The following is a 16,774-nucleotide window of genomic DNA, read 5'->3' as shown; positions in this document are numbered from 1 at the left end:
CAAAACTCCGGAAAATCGGTGCCCCTCCATCAGGGCACGTTAATCGGCTGGGGGGCCGGTCAGAAGAACGCGTCCATGCGCACGTAGATCGGGTGTTCACGACGTTCGAGGCTGTCGGGCCGCTGCAACGAGCGGGCAAAACTGACGCTGGCGGCGAAGTACTGCCCGCGCAGGTTCAGTTCCACGGCGTTGCCGCTCAGGCGGCCATGGGTGTCGGGGTTGTTGTGGTCGCCCTTTATCACGCCCACGTCGTAGGCCAGTGCCGCGCCGTACTCCTGCACGAAGGGCTGCAAGGGCGCCCAGCTCACCGGGCGACGCCAGCGCAACTGGTTGCGCCAGTAGCCGCCGCTGTTGCCGGTGAGGGTCTGCTGCTTGAACCCGCGTACCGAGTTGAGCCCGCCCACGCTGATGCGCTGCGGGCTGTAGAGCGGGTCTTCGCTGCGCTGGCCGGTGGCCAGGCTGTCGAAGCTGAATGCTTCGCCCCACAGGGTGAACGGCTGCAGGTAGCTCAGGGTCAGGCTGTATTTGTTGTAGCGGGCAACCGGTTCGGTGCCGTGCGGGTCGCCCGCGCCCTGGGCGTCGAAGGCGCCGATGCCTTGCTGCCAGCCGGCGTCGAGGTTGAGGAAGGCGGTGCCGATGCGCCGCCCATGGTTCACGCCCAGCTGGCTTTCGCTCAGGCGCGTGCTCGACACGTCGATCAGGCTGTCGTCCAGGTAGTTGTTGGTACGCAGGTGGCTGATGCCGAGGTTGACCGCCGTCTTGCTCAGGGCATCGCGGTGTATCACGCGCTCGACGCGCAGTTGGTGCATCTGGCTGTCGCCATCGAGCTTGAAGGGAAAGCCGCTGGAATCGTCGCGGGTACGGTAGTAGCTCTGGTTGTAGCTGTAGGTGAAGGTCCACCAGCCCCATGGCACGCTGTAGTTCAGGTACTGGCTGTCGGAGTGGCGCCAGTGGTCGCTGACCGCGTCCTGATTGGCCCTCAGGCTGAACTGATCGGCCAGGCCCAGTGGGCTGTCCCAGTCCAGGCCCAGGCCCATCTGCTGTTCACCGCTGCTGCGGTCGCCGTCATTGTTGCGCGTGGCCGACACGCGCCAGGGCTTGTCGCGTTGCCCCTGCAACTGCACCCGGCTGCTGCCCACCTCGTCGCCCGGCACCAGTTCCAGTTGCGCCTGGCGCGAGGGCAGGCGGGTCAGCTGGTCGACCAGTTGCTCCAGTTCGCGCAGGTTCAGTACCTCGCCGGTGGTGCCGGGGAAGGCCATGGCCAGCTCGCGCGGGCTGGCCAGGCTGGAGCTGTCCAGGCCGTCCAGGCGCCCTTCGACGACAGTGATCTGCAGGGTGCCGGAGGACAGGTCCTGCTGGGGCAGGTAGGCGCGGGTAGTGATGTAGCCACGGTTGAGGTAGTGATCGGTGACCACCTTGAGCAGCGCATTGAGCTGGCCGACACCCAGGCACTGGCCTTCGTAGGGTTCGAGCAGACGGCGCTGCTCGCGCTCGCCCAGGTGCTCGGCGCCCTCGAGCACTATGTGACGGATGGTAAAGCAACGGGTGTCTTCAGGTGTGCTGGCTGGCACCTGGGGCGCAGCCCTGCCTGGGAGGCTCTGCAGCTCCTGCAGGCGTTTGCGCTGTTCTTGCAGCAGCCGCTCCTGGCGGTCGCGGATCAGGTCGCGGTCGCCTGGGGTTTGCAGCGGGTCGGCCGAGGCGAAAAACGGCAGCAGCGCCAGGCCGAAAGCCAGGCGACGGAAGAGGTAGAGCATGAGGGTGATCCATCACTCGTTATGCAAAAAGAACGTCTGTTTCCTACAAACGCGGCGCAGGATACTGCAAAAAAGCGTCGAGGTGATGGCTAATTGACGTCATTTTTGTAACGGGTGTAGGAGGTTTCCGGTTGCCGCACATGGGGTGAACAGCGTCGAATTTGCAGGGCGCAGACGTGCACTCGGTTCTGACCGGTGCGCGTGATGAACATCCTGTTTGTTTGGGGGGCCGCCGGCTTCGCACTTTTCGGGTTTACCGTGGCAGCCAGTAGACTACAGTTTGTCCCGAGGGAATTTTTATCGCAGCTCGCGTTCCAAGCCTGGCAGGGAACCGCCGTCGGTCCGCTGCATACACGAATTCTGTAGGAGCTTGTCCATGTTCACCATGCGTCGTCTGATTATCGTCGCTACTGCTGCTGCCCTGATGACTGGCTGCGCCAGTCAGAACCCCTATGACAACCAGGGCCAGGCGCAAGGCTCCACCGGGATGAGCAAGACCGCCAAGTACGGCGGCCTGGGCGCATTGGCCGGTGCCGTTGCCGGTGCCGCCATCGACCACAACAACCGTGGCAAGGGTGCGTTGATCGGCGCCGCCGCGGTGGGCGCCGCCGCCGCCGGCTACGGCTACTACGCCGACCGCCAGGAGGCGGCACTGCGCGAGAGCATGGCCAACACCGGTGTCGAAGTGCAGCGTCAAGGCGACCAGATCAAGCTGATCATGCCGGGCAACATCACCTTCGCCACCGACTCGGCGAGCATTGCACCAAGCTTCTACGCGCCGCTGAACAACCTGGCCAACTCGTTCAAGCAGTTCAACCAGAACACCATCGAAGTGGTCGGTTTCACCGACAGCACCGGCAGTCGCCAGCACAACATGGACCTGTCGCAGCGTCGTGCACAGGCCGTGAGCACCTACCTGACCTCCCAGGGCGTCGACCCTTCGCGCGTGAGTGCGCGTGGCCTGGGCCCGGACCAGCCGATCGCGAGCAACGCCGATGCCAACGGGCGTGCGCAGAACCGTCGGGTGGAGGTGAACCTCAAGCCGATTCCTGGGCAGCAGTACCAGTAAATCTTTTCGCCAGCAATGCTGGCTCCTACAGGGAGCTCACGCCGTTGTAGGAGCCGGCCTTGCCGGCGAAGGGCTCACTGCTGGCGCATCCGCTCCAGCCGTTCATCCTTCTCTTCCCACAACCGGTTGATCCACTGCTGGAACGCCAGCCTGTAGGCTTCATCCTGGTCGTAGCTGCGTCCCAGGAATTCCTTGGGAATCGCCAGCGCCTCGAACGTCACCTCCACCCGCGCCACTCGCCCGCACAGCAGGTCCCAGAAGCCCGGTGTGCCCTGCGGGTAATGGATCGTCACGTTGATGATCGACTCCAGTTGCTCGCCCATCGCATCCAGCACGAAGGCAATGCCGCCCGCCTTGGGTTTGAGCAGGTGCCGGAACGGCGAACCCTGTTCGGCATGCTTGGCGGGGGTGAAACGCGTGCCTTCGGCAAAGTTGAAGATCGCCGTGGGCTTGCCACGGAACCTGGCGCAGGTACGGCGCGTGGTCTGCAGGTCCTTGCCCTGTTTTTCTGGGTGCTTGGCCAGGTAGGCCTTGCTGTAGCGCTTCATGAACGGAAAGCCCAGCGCCCACCAGGCCAGGCCGATCACCGGCACCCAGATCAGCACCTGCTTGAGGAAGAACTTGAGCGGTCGGATGCGTCGGTTGAGCACGTATTGCAGCACCATGATGTCCACCCAGCTCTGGTGGTTGCTGGTCACCAGGTAGCTGTGCTGGTAGTCCAGCCCGGCCAGCCCCTCGATGTCCCAGCGGGTGCGCCCGACCAGGTTCATCCAGCCCTTGTTGTTGCTGATCCAGGCTTCGTGGATGTGCCGCATCAGTTCGTCGGTGACGCGCTGCGCGGCGGCAAAGGGCAGGCACAGCTTGAACAGGCTGACGATGAACAGCGGTGTGCAGCACAGGATGGTGTTGGCGGCCAGCAGCAGCGAGCCGATGACTCCGCGCACGGGCGCGGGCAGAAAAGCGAGCATGGTCAGTTATCCAGCGAGCGGTTGGCCTGAATCGCGGTCAGGGCAATGGTGTAGACGATGTCGTCGACCTGGGCGCCACGCGGCAGGTCGTTGACCGGCTTGCGCAGGCCCTGCAGCATCGGCCCCAGGCTCACGCAATCGGCGCTGCGCTGCACGGCCTTGTGGGTGGTGTTGCCGGTGTTCAGGTCGGGGAACACGAACACCGTTGCGCGTCCGGCCACCTTGCTGTTGGGCGCCAGCTGGCGGGCGATGTCCTGGTTGGCGGCGGCGTCGTACTGCAACGGCCCATCGATCTGCAGGCCACGCTGGGTTTCCTGGGCCAGCAGGGTGGCCTCGCGCACCTTCTCGACCTCTTCGCCGCTGGCCGAATCGCCACTGGAATAGCTGATCATCGCCACCCGCGGGGTAATGCCGAAGGCTTCGGCCGAATCGGCGCTTTGCAGGGCAATTTCGGCCAGCTCGCCGGCAGTGGGGTGCGGGTTCATCACGCAGTCGCCATACACCAGCACCTGCTCGGGGAACAGCATGAAGAACACCGACGACACCAGGCTGCAGCCGGGGGCGGTCTTGATCAGTTGCAGGGCCGGGCGGATGGTGTTGGCGGTGGAGTGCACCAGGCCCGAGACCAGGCCGTCGACCTCGTCCAGGGCCAGCATCATGGTGCCGATCACCACCGGGTCTTCGAGCTGCTGCTCGGCCATCGGCGCGTTCAGGCTCTTGCTCTTGCGCAGGCTGACCATAGGCTCGACGTAGCGCTCGCGGATCAGGTCCGGGTCCAGAATCTCCAGCCCCTCGGGCAGGCTGATGCCCTGGGCGCGGGCCACTGCCTGTACGTCCTCGGGCCTGGCCAGCAGCACGCAGCGGGCGATGCCGCGGGCCTGGCAGATGGCGGCGGCCTGCACGGTCATCGGCTCGGCGCCTTCGGGCAGCACGATGCGCTTGTTGGCCTGCTGGGCTCGCTGGATCAGCTGGTAGCGGAACACCGCAGGCGACAGGCGCATCTCGCGCGGGGTGCCGCAGCGCTGGTTGAGCCAGTCGGCATCCAGGTGGCTGGCCACGAAGTCGGTGATGATCTCCGCACGCTCGCGGTCGTCCACCGGGATTTCCTTGTTCAACTGGTTCAGCTGGTTGGCGGTGTCGTAGGAGCCGGTACTCACCGACAGCACCGGCAGGCCGGCCAGCAGGGCGCCCTGGCACAGTTCGAGGATGCGCGGGTCGGGCTTGCTGTCGCTGGTCAGCAGCAGGCCGGCCAGTGGCACACCGTTGATCGCCGCCAGGCTGACGGCCAGGATGATGTCGTCGCGATCACCCGGGGTCACCACCAGCGTGCCGGGCTTGAGCAGCGGCACGGTGTTGGCCACGGTGCGGGCGCAGATGATGATCTTGTTCATGCGCCGGGTTTCGTAGTCGCCGGCGTTGAGTACCTGGGCACCGAGCAGCTCGGCCACGTCGCGGGTGCGCGGGTCGTTGAGCCCGGCCTGGAACGGGATGCAGCCCAGCAGGCGGAACTCGCCGCTGCGCAGCAGGGGCGAATGCTCCTGCAGGCGGCTGGCGAAGGTGTCCATCGGTTCGTCGCTGCGCACCTTGTTGAGGATCACGCCCAGCACCTTGGGGTCGCGCGGGCCGCCGAACAGCTGGGCCTGCAGCTCGACACGGCCCGACAGCTCGGCCAGCACGTCGTTTTCCGGCGCCGACACCAGGATCACCTCGGCGTCCAGGCTCTTGGCCAGGTGCAGGTTGACCCGTGCCGCGTAGCTGGCATGGCGGGTCGGCACCATGCCCTCGACCACCAGCACGTCCTTGCCGATGCAGGCCTGCTGGTACAGGGTGATGATCTCTTCGAGCAGTTCGTCCAGCTGGCCATCGCCGAGCATGCGTTCCACATGCGCCAGGCTCAGCGGTTGCGGCGGCTTGAGGCCGTGGGTGCGGGCGACCAGTTCGGTGGAGCGTTCCGGGCCGGTGTCGCCGGGGTGGGGCTGGGCGATCGGCTTGAAGAAGCCGACCTTGAGTCCGGCGCGTTCCAGGGTGCGCACCAGGCCCAGGCTGATGGAGGTCAGGCCGACACCAAAGTCGGTCGGCGCGATGAAAAATGTCTGCATGCGAGCTTCTCGAAGTGAGCTGTTGCAAAAGAATCAATTGCCAAGGGTAGCGCTATCGACCCCCTGAGCGCACCAGCCGCAGGCAAATGGCTGGCCGATTCGTTGCTGGCGCAGGTCTGCGTCCAGCACCCAGCCACGCGACTGCCACGGCGGTTCGTGGCGCAGGTGCTGGGTATGCCCGCACGACAGTTCGACCACCCAGTGGCCATGCTCGTCCTGATGAAAACCCAGCACCCGGCTGGGAAAAGCGGCTTCCCGTTTGTCCGGGTTGCGTTCGCTTTCAGGCGATGCGTTGGTTACACTTGTTCGTTCTACATTCTTATGCAAAAGGTCTCGCCCCATGCCGATCGCCGCCAACAAGGCTGTCTCCATCGACTATACCCTGACCAACGACGCTGGTGAGGTCATCGATAGCTCCAACGGCGGCGCGCCGCTGGTTTACCTGCACGGTGCAGGCAACATCATTCCGGGCCTGGAAAAAGCCCTGGAAGGCAAGGATACCGGCGCCGAGCTGGACGTTGCCATCGAGCCGGAAGACGCCTATGGCGAATACCTGGCCGAACTGGTCAGCACCCTGAACCGCAGCATGTTCGAAGGTGTCGACGAGCTGGAAGTGGGCATGCAGTTCCACGCGTCCGCGCCTGATGGCCAGATGCAGATCGTGACCATCCGTGACCTGGACGGCGACGACGTGACCGTCGACGGCAACCACCCACTGGCTGGCCAGCGCCTGAACTTCAAGGTCAAGGTCGTTGCCGTGCGTGATGCCAGCGAAGAAGAAATCGCCCATGGTCACGTGCATGGCGAAGGTGGCCATCAGCACTGATTTCTGCGCTAAGCTCAGAAGGTCGCTAAGGCGCCCGGGCAAGTCTGTCGTGTTCTCCCTGGAGGCAGACGGCTTGGCCGGGCGCTTTTTTAGTGGGCAGCATTTGTTGCGCCAGCCGGGACCGATGCCGGTAACTGGCCGGGAACTGGAAAGGGGAGTACGTCATGAGTGCATTTCACGACCTGAAATTGCAGGCGCTGGATGGCCAGGAGTTGCCATTGGCGCCGTTCAAGGGGCAGGTGGTGCTGGTGGTCAATGTCGCCTCCAAATGTGGCCTGACCCCGCAATATGCGGCGCTGGAGAATCTCTACCAGCATTACAAGGACAAGGGCTTCAGCGTGCTGGGCCTGCCGTGCAACCAGTTTGCCGGGCAGGAGCCGGGCAGCGAGCAGGAGATCGCCCAGTTCTGCAGCCTGAACTACGGGGTGAGTTTCCCGCTGGGCAGCAAGCTGGAGGTCAACGGCCCGGAGCGGCATCAGCTGTACCGCCTGCTGGCCGGTGAAGGCGCCGAGTTCCCGGGGGATATCACCTGGAACTTCGAGAAGTTTCTGGTAGGCAAGGACGGCCGCGTGCTGGCGCGCTTTGCGCCGCGTACTGCGCCGGATGATGCCACGGTGGTGCAGGCTATCGAGAAAGCCTTGGCCTGACGTGCCCCTTCGCCGGCAAGTCCGGCTCCTGCAATGGATGCACCGTCGTATGCAGGAGCCGGCCTTGCCGGCGAAAAATCCACCCCGATCACCGCTATCAATAGTACTGGGGTCAGCGACAATCCCGCCCTATGCTCAGGCGCCATCCCTTTCCCAGGAGCGCCGAATGCCTGCTCAAGCCCTGTTCACCCCCTTCAAGCTGGGCGCCCTCGAGCTGCCGACCCGTGTGGTCATGGCACCGATGACCCGAACCTTCTGCCCCGGCGGTGTGCCTCATGCGCAGGTGGTCGAGTATTACCGCCGCCGCGCCGCTGCCGATGTCGGCCTGATCATCACCGAAGGCACTACCGTCGACCACCCGGCCGCCAACGGTTACCCCAACGTGCCGCGCTTTCATGGTGAAGATGCCCTGGCGGGCTGGAAGAAGGTCGTCGATGCCGTACACGCCGAAGGCGGCAGGATCGTGCCGCAACTGTGGCACGTGGGCAGCGTGCGCCGCCTGGGTACCGAGCCGGACGCCAGCGTGCCGGGTTACGGCCCCAGCGAAAAACTCAAGGATGGCCAGGTGGTGGTGCACGGCATGAGTCATGCCGACATCCGCGACGTGATCGAGGCGTTCGCCCAGGCTGCCCGCGATGCCAAGGCCATCGGCATGGATGGCGTCGAGATACATGGCGCACACGGCTACCTGATCGACCAGTTCTTCTGGGCCACGAGCAACCAGCGCAGCGATGAGTACGGCGGCGACCTGGCCGGCCGCTCGCGCTTTGCCATCGAGCTGGTGCAGGCGGTACGCGCCGCCGTAGGCCCGGACTTTCCGATCATCCTGCGCTTCTCGCAATGGAAGCAGCAGGACTACAGCGCCCGCCTGGTCGACAACGCCGAGGCGCTGGGCGAGTTCCTGCGCCCGCTGGCCGACGCCGGCGTGGATATCTTCCACTGCTCCACGCGCCGCTTCTGGGAGCCTGAGTTCGAAGGCTCGGACCTGAACCTGGCTGGCTGGACCCGCCTGCTCACCGGCAAGCCCACCATCACCGTGGGCAGCGTGGGCCTGGATGGGGAGTTTCTGCAGTTCATGGTCGACACCGACAAGGTGGCGCAACCGGCCAGCCTGGAGAAACTGCTGCAGCGCCTGGGCGACCAGGAGTTCGACCTGGTGGCCGTAGGGCGTGCCTTGCTGGTGGATGCCCAGTGGGCGGCCAAGGTGCGTGAGGGGCGCGAGCAGGACATCCTGCCGTTCAGCCGCGAGGCGCTGACGAGCCTGGCTTGACCAGCAGCGCCGCATCGACGCGGCGCTGAGACGGTGCCGGTGCCTGTTCGCAGGCGCCGCGCAGGTGCGCCTCGAACTGTTCGACGATGGCCGGCCAGCCCTGGCGGCTGGCATGCTGGCGGGCATTGAGGCGCACCCGGCGCAAGGTCTCGCTGTCTTCCAGCAGCCAGCTGGCGGCATCGATGAAGGCCTCTGCATCTCCCGGCATGGCCAGTGCGCCACTGTGCCCATGACGAATGTGCTGGGCTGCTGCGGCCTCGTCGTAGGCCACTACCCCAAGGCCGGAGGCCAGCGCCTCCAGCACCACGTTGCCGAAGGTTTCGGTCAGGCTCGGGAACAGGAAGATATCCCCCGAGGCGTAGTGTTCGGCCAGGCATTCGCCGCGCTGTACCCCGCAGAACACTGCACCTGGCAACTGCTGCTCGAGTGCGCCGCGCTGCGGGCCGTCCCCCACCACGATCAGGCGCAGGTTGCGCAGGGGGTAGGCCTTGCGCAGGGCGTCCAGGCACTGGCCGAGCAGGCCCAGGTTCTTCTCGGTGGCCAGCCGCCCCACATGCAGCAGGGCGATGTCGTCGGGCCCAAGGCCCCACTGGTCGCGCAAGCTCTGGCGGCGCCGGGCCGGGTTGAACAGGCTGCTGTCGACCCCGCGCGACAGCAGGGTCAGGCGTTCGAAGCCGCGCCGCTGCAGCTCCAGGCGCTGGCTGACGCTGGGCACCAGGGTGCTGTGGCAGCGATGGTGGAAGCCGCGCAGGTAACGGGTGACCAGCCGCGTGAGCAGGCCGAAGCCGTACTGGCCGGAGTACTGCTGGAAGTTGGTGTGAAAGCCGCTGACCACCGCGATGCCCAGGCGCCGCGCCGCCCGCAGTGCACTCAGGCCAAGTGGCCCCTCTGTGGCGATGTACAGCACGTCCGGGCGGTCGCGGCGCCAGCGGCGCAGCAGCTTGTGCATCGACACCTGCCCCCATTGCAGGCCGGGGTAGCCGGGCAGGGGCCAGCCACGGCACAACAGCAGGTCGGCCTGGCGCGGGCGCACCAGCTCCACCCGGTGGCCGCGCAGGCGCAGGCCTTCGTGCAGGCGGCCAAGGGTGTTGGCCACGCCATTGATTTCGGGTGGGAAGGTTTCGCTGACAAGGGTTATGTGCAGGGCGGCGGGACTGGTCATGGGAGGATTTTCCGAGGTGCCGATTGCGCCCGGATGACAGCAAAATGACGGATACATGACGCCCGATCATTGGCGCTTTTGCGCTGTGAAAATAAGCTTGGCCAGCGCCTCAAGAATGCCGCATCGCCAGCCGATGAAGTTGCATTCGAATGAGACTTTCGCTCCAGGAGCGGTGATGTTCAACAGCAAACTGAAACAAGAAAATGCCAGGCTGCGCGAAGAGCTGATGACCATGGAGCAGGTCAAGTGCAGCCTGGACAGCGAGATGCTGGTGCTGCAACTGGACCCCCAGGGCCGCATCGAAGCGGTCAACGGCAACTTCGAGAAAGAGATGCGCTACAGCAGCCAGCAGCTGCTGGGCCGCAACATCGAAGAGATCGTGCCGGCGCATGTAAAGCCGCTGGATTTCTACCAGCGCATGAAACAGGCGATCAACCGCGGCGAGCACCTCAACGGCGCGTTTCGCCTGCTGCGCGGCAACGGCGAGGAAGCCTGGCTGCGCTCGATCCTGCAGCCGGTCAAGGGCAGTGACGGGCGCCTGCGCTACTTCACCCTGCACTCCAGCGACCTGACCCGCACCATCGAGACGTCACGCGAGCACGAGAGCCTGATCAAGGCCCTGATGCGCTCCACGGCAGTGATCGAGTTCAACCTCAATGGCGAGGTGCTGGCGGCCAACGACCGCTTCCTCAAGACCATGGGCTATTCCCTGGAGCAGGTGCGCGGCAAGCACCACCGCATGTTCTGCGAGCCGGAAGAGTACAACTCGGCGCATTACCAGCAGTTCTGGGAAAAACTGCGCCGTGGCGAGTTCGTGGCCGAGCGCTTCAAGCGCATCGATGCCCATGGCCGCGTGGTCTGGCTGGAGGCGTCGTACAACCCGATCATCGACGCCCATGACGTGCTGTACAAGGTGGTCAAGTTCGCCACCGTGATCACCGACCAGGTCAACCAGGAAGCGGCGGTGGCCCACGCCGCCGACATCGCCTACACCACGTCCCTGGACACCGACTCCAGTGCACGTCGCGCCACCGAGGTGGTGACCCAGACGGTCGAGGTCATGCGCGGCCTGGAGACGTACATGCAGCAGGCCGCCGACGGCATCGAGGCGCTGGACAAGCAGTCCCAGGTGATCGGTTCGATCATCAAGACCATCAGCGACATTGCCGGGCAGACCAACCTGCTGGCGCTCAATGCGGCCATCGAAGCCGCGCGTGCCGGCGAGCAGGGTCGGGGTTTTGCGGTGGTGGCCGACGAGGTGCGGCAACTGGCCTCGCGCACCAGCAGCGCCACCGAGGAAATCGCCCGGGTGGTGCAGCAGAACGCCCAGTTGGCCAAGGCGGCGGTCGACATCATCGACAACAGCAAGCGCCAGGCCGAAGAGGGCCTGTCGCTGGCCGGGCAGACCGGCACGGTGATCGTCGAGATTCAGGACGGCGCGCAGAAGGTGGTGGACGCGGTCGGCCAGTTCTCCAACCAGCTGGCGCCCTGACGGCGCGGTGGCGGCGGCCTTGCACCGTCGCCCCGGCAACCGTCAGCCGCGTTCGCGCACCCAGAACAGCGTGGCACCGGCGATGGCGGCAGGCATCATCACGATGTTCACGAACGGGATCAGCAGCACCAGGTACACCGAGCCGCCAAAGCCCAGGCTCTGCCAGCGCTTGGCACGCAGCCAGGCGAGCATGTCCTGCCAGCTCATCTTGTTGTTGTCTGCCGGGTAGTCGATGTACTGGATGGCCATCATCCAGACACCGAACAGCAGCCACAGCGGCGCGGCCACGATGTTGACCACCGGGATCCACGACAGGATGAACAGCGCCAGGGCGCGCGGCACGAAGTAGCCCAGCTTGCGCAGTTCGCGGCTCAGGGTGCGCGGCACCATGGCCGCCAGTTCGCCCCAGCTGAAGGCCGGGAACGGGTCGGTGCCACGTACCACCACCTCGACCTTTTCGGCCAGAAAACCGTTGAACGGTGCCGCGATGATGTTGGCCAGCATGGTGAAGGTGAAGAACACCATCAGCACCACCAGCACCACGAACAGCGGCCACAGCACATAGTTGAGAAAGCTCAGCCAGCCCGGCAGGGTCGGGATCAGCGAGTCCACCCACAGGCTGAACTGGTGACCGGCAAAATAGATCAGGCCCACGAACAGCAGCAGGTTGACCGCCAGCGGCAGCAGCACGAACAGGCGCAGGCCCGGGCTCAGGACCAGTTTCAGGCCCTCGCGCAGGTATTGGGGGCCGGACAGGACAGGGGCTTGCATAAAAGGCTCCGAGCGGTGGTAAACGCGCCGACCTTACCGAGTTTGACGCCTGGGCGAAAGCGCGGCGAAATGCGCGCAACCCCCGGTAACAAAACCCTGTCGATCATTTAATAGGCAAAGCGGCCGGTGCTCGGCAGGTGAATAGAGGTCGTCTATAAGGTGGATTGTCTAAGGATATTTCCTTAATCTCTGCCTCCTCGTTACAGTCGCACCAATTTCACGGTTTCCAGAACCTGCGGCCAATAGCCTTCCCCAAGTGCTTCGCGGGTTCTTTTTTATTCCAGCCGGTGCCCCCGGCGTCATGTGGCTGGCTCGCCAGCTCGACAGGAGCGTTTCATGTCTGAAGTTCGTCATTCGCGAGTGATCATTCTCGGTTCCGGCCCTGCCGGTTACAGCGCCGCCGTGTACGCGGCCCGTGCCAACCTCAAGCCGCTGCTGATCACCGGCATGCAGGCTGGCGGCCAGCTGACCACCACCACCGAAGTCGACAACTGGCCGGGCGATGCACATGGCCTGACCGGCCCTGCGCTGATGCAGCGCATGCAGGAGCATGCCGAGCGTTTCGAGACCGAAGTGGTGTTCGACCACATCAACGCCGTGGACCTGGCCAACAAGCCGTTCACCCTCAAGGGCGACAGCGCCACCTACACCTGCGACGCACTGATCATCGCCACCGGCGCCAGCGCGCGCTACCTGGGCCTGCCGTCGGAAGAGGCGTTCATGGGCAAGGGCGTTTCGGCCTGCGCGACCTGTGACGGGTTCTTCTACCGCAACAAGCCGGTGGCCGTGGTCGGTGGTGGCAACACTGCCGTCGAGGAAGCCCTGTACCTGGCCAACATCGCCAGCAAGGTGACCCTGGTGCACCGCCGCGAGACCTTCCGCGCCGAGAAGATCCTGATCGACAAGCTGCACGCCCGCGTGGCCGAAGGCAAGATCGAGCTCAAGCTCAACGCCACCCTGGACGAAGTGCTGGGCGACAACATGGGTGTGACCGGTGCGCGCCTGAAGAACAACGACGGCAGCTTCGATGAAGTGAAGGTCGACGGCGTGTTCATCGCCATCGGTCACACCCCCAACACCTCGCTGTTCGAAGGCCAGCTGGCGCTCAAGGATGGCTACATGGTGGTCAACGGCGGGCGTGACGGCAATGCCACCGCCACCAGCATCGAGGGCGTATTCGCCGCCGGCGACGTGGCCGACCACGTGTATCGCCAGGCAATCACCTCGGCCGGTGCCGGCTGCATGGCGGCACTGGATGTCGAGCGTTACCTGGACGGCCTGCAGAACGCTTCGTTCTGAGGACTGTTGGGGCTGCTTCGCAGCCCTTCGCGGGTCAAGCCCGCTCCCACAGGGATCACTGCTGTCCTTGTGGGAGCGGGCTTGACCCGCGATGCTTTCAAAGGCTCAGGCGCATCGACAGGTCCACTGCCTTCACATCCTTGGTCATTGCCCCGATCGAGATGTAGTCCACCCCCGTCTCGGCAATTGCGCGCAACGTGCTTTCGCTGATCCCGCCGCTGGCTTCCAGCTTGGCCTTGCCGGCATTGAGGCGCACCGCCTCGCGCATTTCGTCCAGGTTCAGCTCGTCGAGCATGACGATGTCGGCCCCGGCCTCCAGCGCCTGCTGCAGTTCATCCAGGCTCTCCACCTCGATTTCCACCGGCTTGCCCGGCGCAATGCGGCGCGCCGCAGCGATCGCTTCGGCAATCCCGCCGCTGGCGGCAATGTGGTTTTCCTTGATCAGAAACGCGTCGTACAGGCCGATGCGATGATTGTGGCAGCCGCCGCAGGTCACTGCGTACTTCTGCGCCAGGCGCAGGCCCGGCAGGGTCTTGCGCGTATCCAGCAGCTTGACCTGGGTATCGGTCACCAGGTCGGCCAGGTGCCGCGCATGGGTGGCCACCCCCGACAGCAGCTGCAAAAAGTTCAGCGCGCTGCGCTCGCCGGTCAGCAGCGAGCGGGCCGGCCCTTCCAGGTGGAACAGTGCCTGGTTGGCCGTGGCCCGGTCGCCGTCCTTGACCTGCCAGTGCACCGCCACCCGCGGGTCGAGCTGACGAAACACCGCGTCCACCCAGGCCGTGCCGCTGATCACGCAGTCGTCGCGGGTAATGATGGTGGCCTTGGCCAGGCGCTCGGCAGGAATCAGCTGGGCAGTGATGTCGCCGCTGCCGACATCTTCGAGCAACGCACGGCGCACGTTGGCTTCGATTTCGGCGGTCAGGTCGGCGAGGCGTAGATTCGGCATGGTGGGCTCCACAAGCTAGGTGGCCGCGATTATAGGGCAGCCCGGGGCGGGCGTGCAGCAATCCGCCTTTGGTCGCAGCAAATGAGCATTTGCGCCCCATGGCGGTCTATCCACAGGCTGGCCGAAACGTACTGCACAGTTCGCTGGCAGGCCGCGCGTTTTTGCCAGATAATGCGCGCCTTGTAATTGGCGTCATGACTTTGACAGCCATTCAATCCACTTCGTAGCCAACCCAGCAAGGAGACCGGGATGCCCAATGACGGGAAGGTGGTGCCGTTCAAGGCGGCCACCGATCAGGCGTCACGCACGCCGTTCGCTCGTCTGCCGGTCATCCTGCTGCAAGTGCGCGACAAGGCAGCGCAGCACCTGCGCCAGGCGCTGCAGGGGCTGTTCGACAACGCCGACGACACACTCTTCGAAATGGCCGACACGGCCGCCGACAACCATGACCGCAGCCTGTTCTTCGAAGCGATGCGCGACCTGCGCCTCAAGCGCAAGAGCATCGAGCGTGCCTTCCTCGACCTGTTCTATGACGCCTTCATCGATATTGCCGGCAACGACCCGACCGCGCCGTTGGCGCGCCGTGGCTACGACAGGCAGGCGCTGATGGCCGACGATGCGCGTGAGCGGGCCCAGGCCGTGGAGACGATGGTGGCCCGCGTGGCCACGCGTGACGGCTTCGCCCTCGGCCAACTGACCCTGCGCATGAACAGCCTGATCAGCCAGCGCCTGGACGATCGCGCCAACCCGCTGGGGCCGGCGCTGCTGTGCGAGTACTTTCTGCAGGCCGGGCGCAGCCTGGGCGTGGGCATCAAGGTCAAGCTGATACTGCTCAAGCTGTTCGAGCGTTACGTGCTGTGCGACGTCGGCCAGTTGTACGGCGAAGCCAACCAGCTGTTGAGCGCCACCGGGATCCTGCCCGACCTCAAGAGCGCGCCGGGCTGGCGCACCCCGGCGGCCGAACCGGCGCACCCGGCCGGCGATCCGGAGGTCAAGCCAGCCCCGCTGATGGCCGATGCCGGGGCGCAGGCCGCCTTCGCCTCGCTGCAGGTGCTGTTGTCCCCGGTGCGCGGTCGGGTGGCCCCGCGCCTGGAGCCCTATGACCGGGTGCAGCCGATCAGCAGGCAGGATCTGCTGCGCCTGCTCTCGCACCTGCAGCAGTTCGTGCCGGCAGCGGAGGAGGTGCAGGACTTCGACCTGCGCCACCAGCTGGAGCAGCTGCTGACCCGGGCCAGCGTGCAAAGTGGCAAGTACCGCAGGGTCGAGGTGATCGATGAGGATGTGATCAACCTGATCGCCATGCTCTTCGACTTCATCCTCGGCGATCGCAACCTGCCGCATTCGCTGCGCCAGTTGATCGCACGCCTGCAGATCCCGATGCTCAAGGTGGCGCTGCTCGACAAGAGCTTCTTCAGCCGCGCCACCCACCCGGCGCGCCGCCTGCTCGACGAGATTGCCGCAGTGGCGATGGGCTGGGGCGCGCGTGATGACGTGCAGCGCGACGAGCTGTACCTGCGGGTCGAGGCCATCGTGCAGCGCCTGCTCACCGATTTTGCCGACGACCCGCAGATCTTCGCCGAGCTGCTGGCCGAGTTCCTTGCTTTCAGTGCCGATGAGCGCCGCCGTACCGAGTTGCTCGAACAGCGCACCCGCGATGCCGAAGAGGGCCGGGCACGCACCGTGCTGGCGCGCCAGCAGGTTGAAAGCGAACTCAACCTGCGCCTGCTCGGCAAGTGCCTGCCGCAAGGCGTGGTACGGGTGATCGAGCAGGCCTGGAGCCAGGTGCTGCTGCTGGCCTGCCTCAAGCATGGGCGGGGTTCGACCCAGTGGCAGGGCGCGCTGGCCAACATGGACCTGCTGCTCTGGAGTGTCGAGTCACACACAGGCGACGACCGTGCACGGCTGCTGGAGCAGGTGCCGGGCCTGCTCAAGGCCCTGCGCGAGGGGTTGACCCGGGTTGCCTACGATCCCTTTGCCACCAGCGAGTTCTTCGCCCAGCTCGAAGCGCTGCACCTGCAGGCTGTGGAAGGGGCAGGGCACCCCGGCCAGGCGCGTATCGAGCGGGTGTTGGTGCGTGATCGGATCGTGCTGCTGGGGCCGGAGTCGGTGGCGGCGGGCGGACTGTGCTCCAGCCTGCCCGACGACGACCCGGCGCTGCACCAGGTGCGCGACCTGCGCCCGGGGGCCTGGATCGAGCTGCGCGACGAGGATGACGAGCCGGTGCGCGGCAAGCTGATCGCGATCATCGACAGCACTCACACCTATGTGTTCGTCGACCGTACCGGGCGCAAGCTGCGCGAATGGTCGCAGCAGGGGCTTGCCGGGGCGTTGAGTCAGGGCCAGGTACGCCTGCTCGATGCCACCCAGCTGTTCGAACGTGCACTGGGTTCGGTGGTCAGCCAACTGCGCCAGCGCCAACCCTGAGCGCCCGCACTTTTTAACGATACAACCGTCGATTCCTCGGGGCATAC

Annotated in this window: 14 protein-coding genes and 1 pseudogene; 8 read left to right on the top strand and 7 right to left on the bottom strand. The window is 65.3% G+C overall.

Features of this window, described 5'->3' with window-relative positions; translation table 11 throughout:
* Nucleotides 1-59: 59 nt before the first annotated feature.
* A complete protein-coding gene (locus ACPRTJ_RS05995; protein ID WP_078479897.1) occupies nucleotides 60-1,754 on the bottom strand; it encodes a ShlB/FhaC/HecB family hemolysin secretion/activation protein in 1,695 nt (564 codons plus the stop codon).
* A gap of 376 nt (nucleotides 1,755-2,130) precedes the next feature.
* Here ACPRTJ_RS05995 and ACPRTJ_RS05990 point away from each other — a divergent pair, with 376 nt between their 5' ends.
* A complete protein-coding gene (locus ACPRTJ_RS05990) occupies nucleotides 2,131-2,823 on the top strand; it encodes an OmpA family protein (protein ID WP_043864368.1) in 693 nt (230 codons plus the stop codon).
* A 74-nt stretch (nucleotides 2,824-2,897) separates the two neighbouring features.
* Here the strand turns inward: ACPRTJ_RS05990 and ACPRTJ_RS05985 are convergent, their stop codons facing one another.
* Genes ACPRTJ_RS05985 through ACPRTJ_RS05975 form a run of 3 tightly spaced genes read right to left on the bottom strand, consistent with a single transcriptional unit; the run spans nucleotide 2,898 to nucleotide 6,232 of the window.
* On the bottom strand, nucleotides 2,898-3,791 hold the full coding sequence (locus ACPRTJ_RS05985; protein ID WP_054916274.1) for an acyltransferase: 894 nt from the start codon (nucleotides 3,789-3,791) through the stop codon (nucleotides 2,898-2,900).
* A 2-nt stretch (nucleotides 3,792-3,793) separates the two neighbouring features.
* Complete coding sequence (gene pta / locus ACPRTJ_RS05980; protein ID WP_043864370.1) at nucleotides 3,794-5,890, bottom strand: phosphate acetyltransferase; 2,097 nt, start codon at nucleotides 5,888-5,890, stop codon at nucleotides 3,794-3,796.
* A gap of 33 nt (nucleotides 5,891-5,923) precedes the next feature.
* Nucleotides 5,924-6,232, bottom strand: a complete 309-nt coding sequence (locus tag ACPRTJ_RS05975; protein WP_043864371.1) for a DUF3565 domain-containing protein — start codon at nucleotides 6,230-6,232, stop codon at nucleotides 5,924-5,926.
* On the opposite strand from ACPRTJ_RS05975, the gene ACPRTJ_RS05970 reads away from it, so the two are divergent.
* The 3 genes from ACPRTJ_RS05970 to ACPRTJ_RS05960 all read left to right on the top strand — a co-directional run bounded on the left by ACPRTJ_RS05970 (nucleotide 6,231) and on the right by ACPRTJ_RS05960 (nucleotide 8,633).
* The gene (locus ACPRTJ_RS05970; RefSeq protein ID WP_043864372.1) at nucleotides 6,231-6,716 is read left to right on the top strand and encodes an FKBP-type peptidyl-prolyl cis-trans isomerase; all 486 of its coding nucleotides are present in this window, start codon (nucleotides 6,231-6,233) and stop codon (nucleotides 6,714-6,716) included. The genes ACPRTJ_RS05975 and ACPRTJ_RS05970 overlap by 2 nt on opposite strands.
* A gap of 164 nt (nucleotides 6,717-6,880) precedes the next feature.
* Nucleotides 6,881-7,363 (top strand): glutathione peroxidase, encoded by a 483-nt coding sequence (locus ACPRTJ_RS05965; RefSeq protein ID WP_043864373.1) that lies wholly within the window; start codon nucleotides 6,881-6,883, stop codon nucleotides 7,361-7,363.
* A 166-nt stretch (nucleotides 7,364-7,529) separates the two neighbouring features.
* Nucleotides 7,530-8,633 carry an NADH:flavin oxidoreductase gene (locus ACPRTJ_RS05960; RefSeq protein ID WP_054916275.1) on the top strand — a complete coding sequence of 368 codons (1,104 nt, stop codon included), beginning with the start codon at nucleotides 7,530-7,532 and terminating at the stop codon, nucleotides 8,631-8,633.
* On the opposite strand, the gene ACPRTJ_RS05955 is transcribed toward ACPRTJ_RS05960, so the two are convergent.
* Nucleotides 8,602-9,795 carry a glycosyltransferase family 4 protein gene (locus tag ACPRTJ_RS05955; RefSeq protein WP_426428357.1) on the bottom strand — a complete coding sequence of 398 codons (1,194 nt, stop codon included), beginning with the start codon at nucleotides 9,793-9,795 and terminating at the stop codon, nucleotides 8,602-8,604. The two genes, ACPRTJ_RS05960 and ACPRTJ_RS05955, sit on opposite strands and share 32 nt — an antisense overlap.
* 55 nt (nucleotides 9,796-9,850) lie before the next feature.
* Between ACPRTJ_RS05955 and ACPRTJ_RS05950 the strand changes: the two are divergent.
* Both ACPRTJ_RS05950 and ACPRTJ_RS05945 read left to right on the top strand, forming a co-directional pair.
* Nucleotides 9,851-10,696, top strand: a pseudogene (locus ACPRTJ_RS05950) (PAS domain-containing protein); the annotation flags it as partial.
* A gap of 159 nt (nucleotides 10,697-10,855) precedes the next feature.
* The gene (locus tag ACPRTJ_RS05945; protein ID WP_373870459.1) at nucleotides 10,856-11,287 is read left to right on the top strand and encodes a methyl-accepting chemotaxis protein; all 432 of its coding nucleotides are present in this window, start codon (nucleotides 10,856-10,858) and stop codon (nucleotides 11,285-11,287) included.
* Between the two features lie 42 nt (nucleotides 11,288-11,329).
* Here ACPRTJ_RS05945 and cysZ read toward each other — a convergent pair whose 3' ends face one another.
* Nucleotides 11,330-12,058 carry a sulfate transporter CysZ gene (cysZ, locus tag ACPRTJ_RS05940; RefSeq protein WP_054916276.1) on the bottom strand — a complete coding sequence of 243 codons (729 nt, stop codon included), beginning with the start codon at nucleotides 12,056-12,058 and terminating at the stop codon, nucleotides 11,330-11,332.
* Between the two features lie 336 nt (nucleotides 12,059-12,394).
* Here cysZ and trxB point away from each other — a divergent pair, with 336 nt between their 5' ends.
* Nucleotides 12,395-13,357 (top strand): thioredoxin-disulfide reductase, encoded by a 963-nt coding sequence (gene trxB / locus ACPRTJ_RS05935; protein ID WP_043864378.1) that lies wholly within the window; start codon nucleotides 12,395-12,397, stop codon nucleotides 13,355-13,357.
* 97 nt (nucleotides 13,358-13,454) lie between these two features.
* Here trxB and nadC read toward each other — a convergent pair whose 3' ends face one another.
* Nucleotides 13,455-14,303: a carboxylating nicotinate-nucleotide diphosphorylase gene (gene nadC, locus ACPRTJ_RS05930; protein ID WP_054916277.1), complete on the bottom strand. Its 849-nt coding sequence runs from the start codon at nucleotides 14,301-14,303 to the stop codon at nucleotides 13,455-13,457.
* Nucleotides 14,304-14,552: 249 nt separating this feature from the next.
* On the opposite strand from nadC, the gene ACPRTJ_RS05925 reads away from it, so the two are divergent.
* Nucleotides 14,553-16,727, top strand: coding sequence for a DUF1631 domain-containing protein (locus ACPRTJ_RS05925; RefSeq protein WP_353229774.1), 2,175 nt, complete (start codon nucleotides 14,553-14,555; stop codon nucleotides 16,725-16,727).
* Nucleotides 16,728-16,774 lie beyond the last annotated feature (47 nt).

This window comes from Pseudomonas palmensis (genome assembly GCF_049942755.1).
Lineage (GTDB): Bacteria > Pseudomonadota > Gammaproteobacteria > Pseudomonadales > Pseudomonadaceae > Aquipseudomonas > Aquipseudomonas palmensis.
The sequence above is the reverse complement of the archived record's forward strand: the minus strand, read 5'-3'. Positions and strand labels throughout refer to the sequence as shown.